Consider the following 13,878-nt stretch of genomic DNA (forward strand, 5'->3'; position numbering starts at 1 on the left):
CGTACCGCGGTCTTCAGCGGGCTTGATGGATGATTAACCGTCGCAGTTGCCAAGCTGCACTCGGCGATTGCTGCAAATCGAAGAGACGACCATCATGAACCCAGTGCCAGACGTCCTGCCCGGCTAGCCACTGACCTGCCACGTGTCACCAATTCGCGCAGCAGCCCGAATATATCCACACGCAATTAGTTCCAATGGCATGACCAGTTCCGTTGATAACCTCGTGACCCTAGCTGCGGTCCGCGAAGACCGATGATTGAACGAGCCGCTGAAAGGGTCGCGCACAGCATGAACGATGTATCTTCTATGACCTCTGTGACCGGGGCTGGGTCCTCACCAATGCCACCGATGACTTCGTCGTCGGTGGCCTTGACATCTTTGACCCCGAAGTACGAGGAGGTGCGACATAAGGCCTACTTGGACCGACTGCAGGAGGTGGTGCTGGATTCGAAGAATCTGAACATAGCGCTCACTGGACGCTACGGGTCGGGTAAGTCGAGTGTGCTTGACAAATTTGAAGAGAACAACAAGTCCACAACTTTGCGCCTGGCCATTTCCACCCTCGGCCCGAACGAGGAGGCCGCAACACCGACCAATCGGATTCAGAAGGAGTTGGTCAAGCAGCTCGTTTACAGTGCTTCCCCGAAGACCTTGCGCCATTCTCGTTTCCGTCGCAGCGTCAGTATCTCTTGGAAGCAGGCGTTGGCTGAGGTCTCGGTAGCGACGCTCCTTCTGGGGGCCCTCCTGATGCTCTTGGGCTGGTTGCCTGAGGTCTCAGGTACCAGCGCTGACCACCATCCACTCGTTAGGGTTCTCGCTTGGGTGGGTCTCGCAGCGTTGCTGATTGTTGTTGGCACCACCTTGCGGATGATGACTCACGATAAGTTTGTGGTATCTGACGTGTCGGCAGGCGGTGCCACGGTGACGTTGTCCGAACTTACCCCCACATACTTCGACGAGTACCTCGACGATATCGTCAACTACTTCGATGCTGAAGACATCGACATTGTCATCTTCGAAGATCTCGATCGTTTTGACGACCCGCATATCTTCGAGGCGTTGCGCGAGCTCAACACCTTGCTGAACAACACGAAAGTGCGGATTGCTCGAGAGGAGCCGCTTCGGTTCGTGTATGCGGTTCGCGACAGTCTTTTCGAAAAGCTCGGAGCTGATCTGCAACCCTCAGGTGACGACGCCGCCGTAATCGAGACTGTGCATGCTAATCGCACGAAGTTCTTCGACGTCGTAATCCCGGTGGTGCCGTTCATCTCGCATCGAAACGCTAGAGACCTCCTCACTGATCTGCTAGAGGAAGCAGGAATCACTGAGATCGACCGTCCACTGGTCAGTTTGGTCGCACAGCACTCCACCGATATGCGGTTGCTGCGCAACATGCGCAACGAGTACCTCGTTTTCTCTGAACGGCTCTTAGAATCCGGCCAGGTCGCCCCCGGTCTGACACCGAGCAACCTTTTTGCGCTGGTGGCCTACAAGAACTTTCACCTGGGGGACTTCGAGAACATCTCTCGGCGCACCAGCGACCTCGACGCACTCTACGACTTTCGCCGCGTACTAGTCGCCGATTCGATCGCCTCACTGGAGCGACGCAAACGTTTCCTCGCTTCTGGTAGAGAAAAACTGCGCATGAGAACGCCGTTGGCGCAAGAGCTTGGCAAGCGACTGCATGCGCTCGCTGAAGTTATCAGAGGTGTATCGCAGTTCAACGGCTGGCCGCGCCTTGACTACAAGGTGGCTGAACGAGAGTTCACATCCGAACAGATAGACACCTACGATTTTTGGCAGGCGATCGCGGAGGCAAACGAATTGCATATTCTGGTCTCCCACTTGGTCAACAGCTCGGGACAATTGATGGCTTCGATCAGCCGGACCGATCTAATATCCCTGATGCCAGAGGGTTTCGAATCGGGCCAGTGGGACGATATCGACGAGGAACATACCCGTTCCAAGCTCGCCGAGATCGACCGCGATATCGCATTCCTGCGTGCCGCCGACTTCTCCGACCTTGCCAACACGGCAACCTACACAGTGCCAGTGCCAGTGCCAGTGCCAGTGCACGTGTTATCTGGCAACGGCGAGGACTTGGACGTTGCCCAGGCGTCGACCGCGGAAACTCTGATGGAGAATCAAACGTTCGCTAAACTGATCGAACGGGTCATGAAGTCCGCGCTTGCGCGTGAGCTCGTCAATCGCGGCTACGTAGACCGCAACTTCGCGCTCTACTCCGCCCAGTTCTATGGCAACTTCACAGGGACCGACGTAGCGAACTTCATAATTCAGCACGTCGAGACGGATACGATGGAGGTCGGGTACCAGCTAGACCGCCCTGGTGCGGTCGTAAATCTTCTCGAAGAGGCCGGTGACGACTTCACCGAGACTGTCGTGGCTTACAACACGGATGTAGTCAACCATCTCCTCGCCACAAGCGACCCGCGTGCCAACAATGTGGTTAATCGCGTTGTCACCAACTTCGACGACAACGCACGCACGTTCCTGTCGTCCTATTTCACTTCAGGCACTCAGCGCGAGAAGCTCGCGTCTTGCATGGCGAGTCATCCCTGGCGTCAAGTCTTCGCGTACTTGTCAGGAGATGACGGAGTCCCTGCTGATGTTCGCCCCATACTCGTCGATGCGGCACTGAAAGCGGTCGGCGTCGACCAGCATTATTACCTGCCAATTGAGGTCGGCGACTTCATAGTCGAGCACTATCGCAGCATGTCCGCGTTCACCCAGCCTCAGGATGCCGCCGTCACCGGGAAGGTTGCGACAGTATTGGGCCGAGCAAATGTTCACGTACCTGAAATCGACGCCCTTGATTCTGCCATTCGTGAACTGGTGGTGAGCCGCAACCTATACGAGCTCACAGCTCGGAACCTTCGGACTGCCATTGACCCTCACAACACAGGCAGCACGAGAGACATCAGTTTCGATCGAGTGATTATCCGCGAGGACGTATACGAGTTCTGTGTCAGCCGTCCAGCCGACTATCTCACCGTTGTCGAGCAAGATGATGCGACGCCTTACATTATCGGCAGTCCTCAAACGCTTGCGCGAGTGCTGTCAAGCGTCGTCGATGTATGGAGCGACGAGCACCTAGTGAGCCTCACCAGCGCGGCAGCACCCGAAAGTCGTCTATCTAGATTGAGTGATGCTCCAACCTCCACTTGGCCAATCCTGGCAGACGCCAGGCTCTTTCATGCCTCGCTTTCCAACCTGGATGCTTATTGCAGGGAAATAGGGACGATCGACGCTCATCTCGCCGGGTTGCTCGAAGACGCTGGCACAATCGCCACCGCCGACCTGGAGGACGATGCCCAGGATTCCGGCGAGTCAATTGACACGACTGCAATCGTGATTGCAATCCTGAACGCGCACAACATATCTTCGCTCGCGAGCCGCATCTCACTTGTCCGCAGTATTGATGTGGACTTGCCGCTCATTGTTGGTGAAATCGAAGCCGAGGCAAGCGACTTACTCGCCGAACTCATCCGTCATGGAATTGTCCCTGATGAGTTTGAATCCTTCGCTCACTTCTACCCCGCAGGCTGGGCTGCGATCGGACCCGCTATCGCTATTTCTGACAACATCGCCAGCTTTCTGACACCTGGTCTCGTGCACGGCATGATCGCCGACATCTTTAGCGATGCCCAAGCCACGGCTAAGGTAGGACGCAAGATCATGACCGATGTCGCAGCGTACGTACCCGAGGACGATAGCGAGGGGCTCAACGCTGTCGCCAAGTTCGCAAGTGACCACACCATCCCATTAACACCCCAGACTGTGCTCCGGCTCCCCAGCGCGGGCGCGTCGAACCAAGGGCGCATACTCCGCTTACTGCAAACCGCTTCGCCATCCGCAACCGCGGGTGAGATTGTTGCGGTCTTCTCTGCGCTGGGCGGGGAGTACAGCAAAATATGTCGATCTGGTGCTGAATTCACAGTGCCCAACGACACCGTTCACTCGGATCTGCTCACTGTGCTAGAGCGCCAGAATGTGTGCACCTTCAGAAAGAAGCGAAGCATGAACCTGTATTCGGTGACCGTCAGCTGAGAGGGCGAGCGTCACTAGGGAGATGCTCGATTTCCGCGGAACTGACTTGCGCAGAATGGTTTTCACCGAAATCGGCGCGTGCAAGATCGAGTTGACTCCGGTTAGATCCTTTCCTCGGCCGCCCGCTGATGGTTTGGCGGAAGTCTTCGGATGGCGGATCGACTGAGATGACGCCCTGGCTACTAATTTGACCAGCGAAGCAGGTCGAGACTACAACACGAACAGACTAGGTAGAGAACTTTTGGTATTGACGGCGCAGCGCATCGAGCAGCAATGGGAGTAGGTGGCACCACGGTTGCTGTGTTGGCGTGCGGAGTGGACCGCGCCTACCCGTCCGGTCATGCTCGATTACTGCGCCAGATTGTGAGTTCCGGAGCGGTGGTGAGCGAATACCCGCCGGGGACTACTCCGGCCAAGTTCAGATTCCTTGCCCGGAATCGACTGGTCGCTGCGTTGTCCGACGGGGTGGTCGTGGTTGAAGCGGGATGGCGAAGTGGTGCGAGGAACACCGCTAATTGGGCGCGAAAATTAGGTCGCCCGGTAATGGCAGTGCCCGGACCGGTGACATCATCGTCGTCTGCCGGCTGTCACAGAATGATTCGTGAGGGAGAGGCATATCTTGTTGCGAACGCGGTCGACGTCGTAGAAGTTTCCGGACCGTTCGGTGTTCTGAATTCAGAGCAGGACGCTGCTGCGGTTCGCGACATCGACTCGTTGACCGGTAATTCTCGACTCGTGTACGAGGCATTACCAGGAAGCGGTTCACGAAGCACAAATGAGTTGTCCGAGGCATCTGGGCTGCTGATTTCCCAGGTTCGTGCAACACTTCCACTGCTCGAGTTGGAGGGTTTTATCGACTCTGACGGAAGCGGGTGGTTTCGTACGAAATAGGCGTTGTGCAGTGGGTCTATTTTTGGCGTGATGGTGTGATCGGTCATTTGCCAGATCGTTGGCACAATGTTGTGTAGCGTGTCGGTTGGTTCTTCGAAAGACTGTTTATCGGCACGTCAGAGCGGTGCGGTGGGGCGCTGCACCGAATGAGAGGGGCGGCATGTCAGGCCGGACTGTGCGGTAGGTTACGAATGCCGCTCGCGTGTCTCAGGAATGTCTCAGGTTGATGTGCTGATTTGCCGATTAGTCAGTATCGTCCAGAAAGGTGCGGGTTTCCATGTCGCGCCCGGTGGTCGAAATAGATTGCGCGCCAATGCTGTAGCGCTGGATCGAGGTAACTCGATGTCGCTAACTTATCGTTAATGCAAACCGCCGAGTCTGTTCGGTTTGTTTTTTGGTTCTGTGGGCATCTTTGTTATTGCTATGGAATTCTGTGTATTGTGAAGCGAAAGCAAATCGATCATTGAAAGAGGAGTGCAATGGCTGAGAAGCTGATTCGGCAACTCATTGACGACCTTGACGGTAAGCCGATCGACGATGGTTTCGGTGATCGAATTGAGTTCTCGTACCAGGGAACCGATTATGTGATCGACCTCCGGGCAACCAATGCGGAGAAGTTCGACGCAGCAGTCAAGCCGTTCGTTGATGCTGCAGCCAAGGTATCTGCACGTCGCGGCAAGAAGGCGCAGCTCCCATCTACGCAGGCTACATCGGGTTCTGGGCGTTCCAAGGAGACCTTGCAGGCTATTCGTGACTGGGCAGCAAAGAACGGTTACGAGGTCGCACCGCGCGGTCGTATCAAGGCAGAGATTATCGACGCATTCGATGCTGCTCACTAGAGCACATTGACCTTCGCTGGCACTTCACGGATTCCGTGGAGTGCCAGAGTTGTTTTTACTCTTTCTTTGCTGGCAGTGCCTCCGAATGAGCGAGTTGATCGCTGAAGTGAGGAATTGTCCTTTCTTTGGCAATGATTCTTCATTCGGGTTGGTCGGTTTTCAGTCGATTAATTAGGTCATCGGAATCGGTATGTATCGCTGAGCGACGCTCACTGGCGTGGGTTGTCTTGGAATCAGCTTTCGGCCGCCACGCTCGCCATCCTGTACTCTACTTAGGTAACACTAACTTTGGAAGGATGTGGCTGTGGCCAAGCCGACGACAACCCTGACAGTTTTGCGAACTCAGAAACTGACTCCACACATGGTCCGCGTGTTCCTGGGAGGTCCGGGATTCGACAACTTCGCACCTAGTGAGTTCAGTGATTCGTATGTGAAAATCGAATTCGAGACACCGGAAGGTCAGGCTCTTCGGACCTATACCATCCGAAGTTACGACAGTAGTGCTCGCGAGATCGCGATTGATTTTGTTGTTCACGGGGACATCGGGATCGCTGGACCGTGGGCCGCATCAGTGGAAGTGGGCGCGAAGATAACAATCCGTGGGCCCGGCGGTGCCTTCGCGCCGGCAGAATCAGCCGATTGGCACCTCTATGCAGGCGATGAAACCGCCATTCCGGCAATATCAGCTTCCGTCGAGAGACTTTCGGGCGACGCGATCGGGTATGTAGTCGTCGAAGTTGGTAGTGCCGACGACGAGATTGCTATCAATGCACCGAATGGTGTTTCTGTGAAGTGGGTCCATCGAGGTGCGTCCTCGGACGCTGTTTCAGCTGAATCCGCAGGCGACAATTCGCCGATTGTCACAGCAGTGAGAAACCTCGAATGGTTGCCGGGGAATCCGCAGGTATTCATTCACGGCGAAGCGCAGGCTGTCATGCATAATCTGCGCGCCTACGTCCGGAAGGAACGTGGAGTGCCGGCAGGTTCCGCGTCGATCTCGGGCTACTGGCGGCGTGGGCGCACGGAAGAGGGATTCCGGGTGTGGAAGTCGGAACTGGCAGCGGCTGAACGTTAGTTCGCGGCATCGGCCTTGCGGGCGAACAGCGCCAACGAGAGGGCTGCGAGTAACCCGAATGTCGGTATTGCGATGGCCATCGGTACGGCGGTATCCGGGCCCGCGATACCGACTAGTGGTGACACTGCTGCAGCCAATCCGAACTGACCCGCGCCCATCAATGCGGAGCCGGTTCCGGCTGCAGCAGTGACCTCGCCTTGTGCGAGCGCTGTCGCGTTGCCCATGATAAATCCGATGCTGGATACCGAAACGAACAGCGGAATGAGTAACGCGGCCGGGCTGGTTGAGCTGAAAAGCGCTGCAGTACAAAATAATACAGCTCCTGAGATTGTCAGCAGAGCAACTCCGAAGTTCAAGAGGTTGCGTGCGCTCAGGCGGCCGAGCAACCTCGCTGTGATTGTCGCCGCCACAACCATTCCCACTGCGTTCACCGCAAATACCATCGAAAACTGTGAAGGGGTCAAGCCCAGGACGTTCTGCACGACAAACGGTGAAGCGGCGATGTAGGAGAACAGGGCGCCGAACCCGAATATGAAGGCCAGCGCGTAGCCGAGATAACGACGGTTTCCGGTGACATAGCCTAGGTTGGCGACGAGCGCCTTCAACCCGCCGCCGTGTCGACGCTCTGGCGGCAATGTTTCCGGAACGAGTGTGAGCACGCCGGCAACCATGACTGCGCCTGCGGCTGTCAGCACCCAGAAGATGCCTCGCCAACCAACCGGACCGAGCAGTACTCCACCGAGCAGTGGGGCAACGACTGGAGCGACGCCGCCGATGATCATCATGATGCTGAACAGTTTTGCCGCTCCGTTGCCACGGGCGCGATCGGCGATGCACGCGCGTGCGAGCACGATCGCAGCCCCGCCACTGAGGCCCTGGATCAGACGTGCACCGATCAGGAATTCGATGTTGGGTGCTAGAGCGCATGCCGCGCTTGCCAGCGTGGTGATCGCCGCGGCGCCGAGCAGAAGGCGTCGACGCCCTATTCCGTCGGAGATCGGTCCGATGATCAGCTGGCCGATTCCCAGTCCGGCCATGAATGTTGTCAGCGTCAATTGGACACTGGCGGCGGATGTATCGAGTGATTCGGCCATGATGGGAAGTCCTGGCAGATACATGTCGGTCGACAGTGGCGCTATTGCTGAAATCAGGGCAAGGATGCATAGCATTTTCAAGGGAATTGCTCGGTTCACCGGCCAACCCTATCGGCGAGGGTGCTTGAAGTTTCACGCGAGGCAGGCAACCTTATGAAGATGAGTGACGAATTACCGCGAGCGCTGTCGATCCACCTCGACGCGTATGCGGAGCACCTGAGGCTGGGGCGTGGACGGTCGGAGCACACTATCCGTGCGTACGTCGGCGATGCACGCTCGCTGTTGGAACACCTTGCTGCGCAGTCGACTGGAACCGATCTGGATGCTCTGGACCTTCGGGTGCTTCGTTCCTGGTTGGCACAGCAGTCCGCTGCCGGGACCGCGCGGACAACGGTGGCACGCCGCGCGTCGTCGGCGCGCGGATTCACCGCGTGGCTTGCGCGGACCGCGCGCATCGAGGTTGATCCCGGGGTGCGACTCGCTGCGCCACCGGCTAGACGAACGTTGCCAGTCGTCTTACGTCAGAATCAGGCGATCGAGGCGATGGAAGCAGCGGAAAGTGGAGCGCAACAACATGATCCGATAGCTCTACGTGACCGGCTCATCGTGGAATTGTTGTACTCCACAGGAATTCGAGTCGGAGAACTGTGCGGCCTCGACATCGAATCGGTAGATGCGAACCGTCGATTGTTGCGAGTGCTCGGCAAGGGAAACAAAGAGCGTTCGGTGCCCTACGGCGTGCCGGCCGAATCGGCCATCGAACAATGGCTCGGGGTTGGCAGGCCACTGTTGGCATCGGAAAAATCGGGTAGTGCGCTGCTGCTGGGAAAGCGCGGCGGGCGGCTCGATCAACGCCAGGCGCGGTCGGTGGTGCACGAAACCGTCTCAGCTGTTCCGGGGGCGCCTGATCTATCGCCGCACGGTTTGCGGCATTCGGCAGCGACACATTTGCTGGAAGGTGGAGCTGACCTACGTGTCGTACAAGAGTTGCTGGGACACGCGAGTCTGGCGACTACTCAGTTGTACACCCACGTCTCGGTGGAGCGTCTGCGTGCAGTCCACGATCAGGCGCATCCGCGAGCCTGAAAAGCTCGTCGAACGAGAGTTCCTCCGAGCCATTTGGTAGCGTCGAGACTCGGAAGGGCGGACCATCGGCACGGTTGGCACAATCGCGCTGCACCGCTCGTTGCTACGCAATATCCGGGGGAATTGTGAATCGCACAGATGTCGAACACCTGCCACAGACCGGGGAACCGGCGTGGATTGCCGAAGTTGCTCCGGTTGTAGCTGCGCCTGCCGCGCCGTCCGAAGCGCGAGTGTGGCCGCAGGACTCCTGGTCGGCCCCGCCCCCGGTTTCGAACCAGATGAGCCAACAGCAAGTTACCAATCAAGATTTGGTAGCTGAAGCATTACTGAAGCGGTCCCGGCGAACGCCTCGCGGCGGGTGGCGACGTGGTGTTCACCGCGCGACCGGCGGATACGTCAACCTGGGGGAGTCCACCTCGGACCAGCGTCAACGCGCGTTGGTCGAGCGAATTGAACAACCGATACGGAACGACTACCGGATTGCACTCCTTTCTCTCAAGGGCGGCGTCGGAAAGACGACAGTCACCGTGGGTCTTGGATCGACCTTTGCTTCTCTTCGCGGAGATTGTGTTGTTGCCGTCGACGCCAACCCGGATTTCGGAACGCTGGGACAGCGCGTGCCGCTCCAAACCCGTTCAACTGTGCGCGATCTGATTGCATCGCGACCGGATATCAAGAGCTACTCGGACGTGCGCGCCCACACCTCCCAGGCGCCCAGTCGGCTCGAAGTTCTCGCGAGTGAACAGGATCCGGCGATCTCCGAGGCGTTCAGTGAGGACGACTATCGCCAGGTCATCGACATCCTGCAGGTGTACTACAACATCATCCTCACCGATTGCGGCACCGGCATCATGCATTCGGCCATGTCCGGGGTGCTCGATCTGGCCAACTCGCTGGTCCTGGTCAGCTCGCCCGCAGTTGACGGTGCACGAAGTGCTGCCGCCACTCTGGACTGGCTGCAACTACACGGATACGGGCATTTGGTGGAACGAACCGTAGTTGTCATCAGCGCCGCGCGGCCGGGTTCGAGCGTCATCGACATGGACGCGCTCACTGACTACTTCATGCGACGGTGCCGAGCGGTGACGGTTGTGCCATTCGACGAGCATCTCGCCGAGGGGTCGGTCATGGACCTGGAACTGCTCCGTCCGGCAACCAAGCGGGCCTTCATGGAGCTGGCCGCGATGGTGGCGGATGATTTTGCCGATGCGGCGGGCCGTCACGCTGTTGCTGAGTGGCGCTGAGCGTTCCCTAGCGTCCCAGCGGTTTGAGTCAGCGTCCCAGCGGTTTGAGTCGCAGCGGCCGGTCATGGATAAGGCCGAGCGGATCCAGGTAGGTGCGATCGCGTCGTAGCCCCCAATGGAGACAGGCGGCAACAGCGCAGCCTTCGTGCCCGGGCTCGAGAGTGCCGATCGCCGTCCCGAGGCCCACGCGGTCGCCCGCCGATACCACTGCGGTGACAGGTTCGTATGTGGTGCGCAATCCGCCGATGTGGTCGATGGACACCACTGGTTTGCCGGCAACCTGTCCGGCGAACACGACAACCCCGGGTCCGGCGGCAACTACGGCCTGTCCGGTCGAACCGGCCAGGTCGACCCCGCGATGTCCGGGCAACCAGTTCTTTTCGGGGTTGTCGAAGGTCCTTTCCACTCGCGGCCTTGGCATGAGTGGCCAATCGAATCGGTCTGCGGCGTCGGCGAGAGTCGGCCCGGCGCCGATCGTCACGGCAGTAACTCCGCACAGCACCAGGATTGTCCGGCGGATGGAATTCACTAGGGGCATCACTTCAGCCTGCACTGCGCATTCGCCGTGAAGGTGCAGATCAGGATGGTTTTCCACAGGTTCGGATTCCATCCACAGGTTTGATTCGGCGCTGGTGTTGTAGTGCTGGTTATGGCATTGCGAGGCAAGGACGTACACTTGTCGAGCGGTCTGTGTTCGCACAGTCCGACTTCGCGCGCCCGCGCACGTTTTTTCGGCCTTCGGCTGGTCCTGTATTTCCGGATACGGGTCCGACGGCCGTGTGGGCGCCAGGGCGCAGTGCCACCGGCACCGCGCAGCAACCGAATGTGAAAGAGAGAACAACAATGCCTGTTGTAACTATGCGACAGATGCTTGACAGCGGTACCCACTTCGGGCACCAGACCCGTCGTTGGAACCCGAAGATGAAGCGTTTCATCTTGACCGACCGCAACGGCATCTACATCATCGACCTCCAGCAGACGCTGACGTACATCGACAAGGCGTACGAGTTCGTCAAGGAGACCGTTGCCCACGGCGGCACCGTCCTCTTCGTCGGCACCAAGAAGCAGGCGCAGGAATCCATCGCTTCTGAGGCAACCCGCGTCGGGATGCCTTACGTCAACCAGCGCTGGCTCGGCGGCATGCTCACCAACTTCACCACCGTCCACAAGCGTCTCATCCGCCTCAAGGAGCTCGAGGCAATGGAGCAGACCGGTGGATTCGAAGGTCGCACCAAGAAGGAAATCCTCATGCTCACGCGTGAGATGACCAAGCTGGATCGCACCCTCGGTGGTATCCGCGACATGGCCAAGGTTCCTTCCGCTGTGTGGGTTGTCGACACCAACAAGGAGCACCTGGCAGTTGCCGAGGCTCGCAAGCTGAACATCCCGGTCATCGCGATCCTGGACACCAACTGCGATCCTGACCTCGTCGACTACCCGATCCCGGGCAACGACGACGCGATTCGCTCCGCAGCGCTGCTCACCAAGGTTGTCGCTTCCGCTGTGGCCGAAGGCCTGCAGGCGCGTGCCGGACTGAGCGCCGACAAGGACGCGAAGCCCGAGACCGGCGCTGGCGAGCCCCTCGCAGAGTGGGAGCAGGAACTGCTTTCACAGGCAGCTCCGGCCGCAGAAGCAGCTCCGGCTGCTGAAGCCCCCGCTGCAGAGGCTGAGGCCCCCGCCGCAGAGGCACCGGCCACCGAGGCCTGATTCGTCGAAACCGGCCCTGACCAGAGTTCCTGTGGTCAGGGCCGTTTCACCGTTAGGCCCGTGCTTCATATTTAGTCCCTGGTCCGAAACAGACATATGAGGAGGCTCGCTAACCATGGCGAACTACACCGCCGCTGACGTCAAGCGGCTCCGTGAGCTCACCGGCTCCGGAATGATGGCGTGCAAGAACGCACTCGTAGAATCCGATGGCGATTTCGACAAGGCTGTCGAGCAGTTGCGCATCAAGGGTGCAAAGGATGTCGGAAAGCGCGCAGAGCGCACCACGGCTGAGGGTCTCGTTGTCGCCAAGGACGGCGTCATGATCGAGATCAACTGCGAGACCGACTTCGTTGCCAAGAACGAAGAGTTCATCAAGCTGGCCGACGAGATCGTGACCGTCGCCGCTGCAGGTAAGCCTGCTGACCTCGCTGCCCTCAAGGCACTCGAGCTCGACGGCAAGACCATCGAGACCGTCATCGCCGAGCAGTCCGCGAAGATCGGCGAGAAGCTCGAACTGAGCCGCGTCGCAACATTCGACGGCCCCGTTGCCGTGTACCTGCACAAGCGCAGCTCCGACTTGCCGCCCGCTGTCGGCGTTCTCGTCGAGTACACCGGTGAAGGCGACGCTGCTGCTGAGGCCGCTCGCGGCGCTGCAATGCAGGTCGCAGCACTCAAGGCCAAGTACGTCACGCGTGACGAGGTTCCCGAGGAGATCGTCGCTTCCGAGCGTCACATCGCCGAAGAGACCGCCCGCGCAGAGGGCAAGCCCGAGCAGGCTCTGCCGAAGATCATCGAAGGCCGCGTCAACGGTTTCTTCAAGGACGTCGTACTGACCGAGCAGTCTTCGGTTACGGATTCCAAGAAGACCGTCAAGGCGATCCTCGACGAGAACGGCGTGACCATCAAGCGCTTCGTGCGTTTCGAGGTCGGCGCCTCCGCTTAATCCGGAGCCCGTGCACATGGACCCCGCCAGAAGAGCAATGCTCATCCGGCGGGGTCTACGTGTACCTGGGGCCTCCGATGAGGCAGGATAAGAGTGCCTTCGGGAGCAGTCCCGGAAGATTGTTGTGTCGCCGGATCAAGTCGGCGATCGAATAAGGACTTATGGCCTACGGGTCTTGTATCGAACTGAGGAGAACAATGTCCGAACCAGCCAACGAACGTCCAGGATTCAAGCGGGTCCTGCTCAAACTCGGCGGCGAAATGTTCGGAGGCGGCAAGGTCGGACTCGACCCCGACGTGGTCACGAAGGTGGCTGAACAAATCGCGGAGGTCGTTCGATCAGGCGTGCAGGTAGCTGTGGTCATCGGCGGCGGTAACTTCTTCCGCGGCGCCGAACTGCAGCAGCGCGGACTCGACCGCGCGCGTTCCGATTACATGGGCATGCTCGGCACGGTCATGAACTGCCTGGCTCTGCAGGATTTCCTGGAGAAGGAAGGCGTCGACACCCGAGTGCAGACCGCGATCACGATGGGACAGGTTGCCGAGCCGTACCTGCCCCTGCGCGCACGCAGGCACCTCGAGAAGGGCCGCGTTGTCATCTTCGGTGCGGGTATGGGAATGCCGTATTTCTCCACCGACACCACCGCCGCGCAGCGCGCTCTGGAAATCGGTGCCGAGGTTGTTCTGATGGCAAAGGGCGTCGACGGCGTTTTCACCGCGGACCCGCGTCTCGATCCGACGGCAACGATGTACGACCAGATCACGCACCGCGAGGTCATCGAGCGGGAACTCAAGGTTGCCGACGCCACTGCGTTCAGCCTGTGCATGGACAACTCGATGCCGATCATGGTGTTCAACCTTCTTACCGAGGGCAATATCGCACGTGCGGTGTCCGGTGAGAAGATCGGAACACTGGTCAAGTCGTGAGCGAC

At 58.9% G+C, this 13,878-nt stretch carries 10 protein-coding genes and 1 pseudogene; 9 read left to right on the top strand and 2 right to left on the bottom strand.

Going from position 1 to position 13,878, the window contains the following annotated elements; translation table 11 throughout:
• Positions 1 to 348 precede the first annotated feature (348 nt).
• From KYT97_RS00280 to KYT97_RS00295, 4 genes and pseudogenes are all read left to right on the top strand, one after another.
• Entirely contained in the window at positions 349 to 4,068 is a 3,720-nt protein-coding gene (locus KYT97_RS00280) for a YobI family P-loop NTPase (RefSeq protein ID WP_219111552.1), read from the top strand.
• A gap of 240 nt (positions 4,069 to 4,308) precedes the next feature.
• Positions 4,309 to 4,959, top strand: a pseudogene (locus tag KYT97_RS00285) (DNA-processing protein DprA); the annotation flags it as partial.
• Between the two features lie 479 nt (positions 4,960 to 5,438).
• The gene (locus KYT97_RS00290; RefSeq protein WP_033236528.1) at positions 5,439 to 5,798 is read left to right on the top strand and encodes a histone-like nucleoid-structuring protein Lsr2; all 360 of its coding nucleotides are present in this window, start codon (positions 5,439 to 5,441) and stop codon (positions 5,796 to 5,798) included.
• Between the two features lie 304 nt (positions 5,799 to 6,102).
• Complete coding sequence (locus KYT97_RS00295; protein ID WP_219111553.1) at positions 6,103 to 6,873, top strand: siderophore-interacting protein; 771 nt, start codon at positions 6,103 to 6,105, stop codon at positions 6,871 to 6,873.
• Here the strand turns inward: KYT97_RS00295 and KYT97_RS00300 are convergent.
• Positions 6,870 to 8,042: a multidrug effflux MFS transporter gene (locus tag KYT97_RS00300; RefSeq protein WP_116103136.1), complete on the bottom strand. Its 1,173-nt coding sequence runs from the start codon at positions 8,040 to 8,042 to the stop codon at positions 6,870 to 6,872. The genes KYT97_RS00295 and KYT97_RS00300 overlap by 4 nt on opposite strands.
• 78 nt (positions 8,043 to 8,120) lie before the next feature.
• Here KYT97_RS00300 and KYT97_RS00305 point away from each other — a divergent pair, with 78 nt between their 5' ends.
• Together KYT97_RS00305 and KYT97_RS00310 are read left to right on the top strand one after the other, a co-directional pair.
• Positions 8,121 to 9,053: a tyrosine recombinase XerC gene (locus KYT97_RS00305; protein WP_095885986.1), complete on the top strand. Its 933-nt coding sequence runs from the start codon at positions 8,121 to 8,123 to the stop codon at positions 9,051 to 9,053.
• Positions 9,054 to 9,331: 278 nt separating this feature from the next.
• Complete coding sequence (locus KYT97_RS00310; RefSeq protein ID WP_371851314.1) at positions 9,332 to 10,297, top strand: MinD/ParA family ATP-binding protein; 966 nt, start codon at positions 9,332 to 9,334, stop codon at positions 10,295 to 10,297.
• Positions 10,298 to 10,325: 28 nt separating this feature from the next.
• On the opposite strand, the gene KYT97_RS00315 is transcribed toward KYT97_RS00310, so the two are convergent.
• A complete protein-coding gene (locus tag KYT97_RS00315; protein ID WP_116103181.1) occupies positions 10,326 to 10,835 on the bottom strand; it encodes a M23 family metallopeptidase in 510 nt (169 codons plus the stop codon).
• A gap of 305 nt (positions 10,836 to 11,140) precedes the next feature.
• Between KYT97_RS00315 and rpsB the strand changes: the two genes are divergently transcribed.
• The 3 genes from rpsB to pyrH all read left to right on the top strand — a co-directional run bounded on the left by rpsB (position 11,141) and on the right by pyrH (position 13,873).
• Positions 11,141 to 12,004 carry a 30S ribosomal protein S2 gene (gene rpsB, locus KYT97_RS00320; protein WP_033236523.1) on the top strand — a complete coding sequence of 288 codons (864 nt, stop codon included), beginning with the start codon at positions 11,141 to 11,143 and terminating at the stop codon, positions 12,002 to 12,004.
• 115 nt (positions 12,005 to 12,119) lie between these two features.
• Complete coding sequence (gene tsf, locus KYT97_RS00325; RefSeq protein WP_033236522.1) at positions 12,120 to 12,947, top strand: translation elongation factor Ts; 828 nt, start codon at positions 12,120 to 12,122, stop codon at positions 12,945 to 12,947.
• Positions 12,948 to 13,144: 197 nt separating this feature from the next.
• Positions 13,145 to 13,873, top strand: a complete 729-nt coding sequence (gene pyrH, locus KYT97_RS00330; protein WP_033236521.1) for a UMP kinase — start codon at positions 13,145 to 13,147, stop codon at positions 13,871 to 13,873.
• The last annotated feature ends 5 nt before the right edge of the window (positions 13,874 to 13,878 follow it).

The organism is Rhodococcus globerulus (assembly GCF_019334125.1).
GTDB lineage: Bacteria > Actinomycetota > Actinomycetes > Mycobacteriales > Mycobacteriaceae > Rhodococcus_F > Rhodococcus_F globerula.

Excerpts from the sequence above, each read along its gene's own strand:
- KYT97_RS00310 (WP_371851314.1), top strand. The coding sequence starts at position 9,332 with ATGAGCCAACAGCAAGTTACCAATCAAGATTTGGTAGCTGAAGCATTA.
- KYT97_RS00305 (WP_095885986.1), top strand. The coding sequence starts at position 8,121 with ATGAAGATGAGTGACGAATTACCGCGAGCGCTGTCGATCCACCTCGAC.
- KYT97_RS00290 (WP_033236528.1), top strand. The coding sequence starts at position 5,439 with ATGGCTGAGAAGCTGATTCGGCAACTCATTGACGACCTTGACGGTAAG.
- pyrH (WP_033236521.1), top strand. The coding sequence starts at position 13,145 with ATGTCCGAACCAGCCAACGAACGTCCAGGATTCAAGCGGGTCCTGCTC.
- KYT97_RS00300 (WP_116103136.1), bottom strand. The coding sequence starts at position 8,042 with ATGCTATGCATCCTTGCCCTGATTTCAGCAATAGCGCCACTGTCGACC.
- KYT97_RS00280 (WP_219111552.1), top strand. The coding sequence starts at position 349 with ATGACTTCGTCGTCGGTGGCCTTGACATCTTTGACCCCGAAGTACGAG.
- tsf (WP_033236522.1), top strand. The coding sequence starts at position 12,120 with ATGGCGAACTACACCGCCGCTGACGTCAAGCGGCTCCGTGAGCTCACC.
- rpsB (WP_033236523.1), top strand. The coding sequence starts at position 11,141 with ATGCCTGTTGTAACTATGCGACAGATGCTTGACAGCGGTACCCACTTC.
- KYT97_RS00315 (WP_116103181.1), bottom strand. The coding sequence starts at position 10,835 with ATGCCCCTAGTGAATTCCATCCGCCGGACAATCCTGGTGCTGTGCGGA.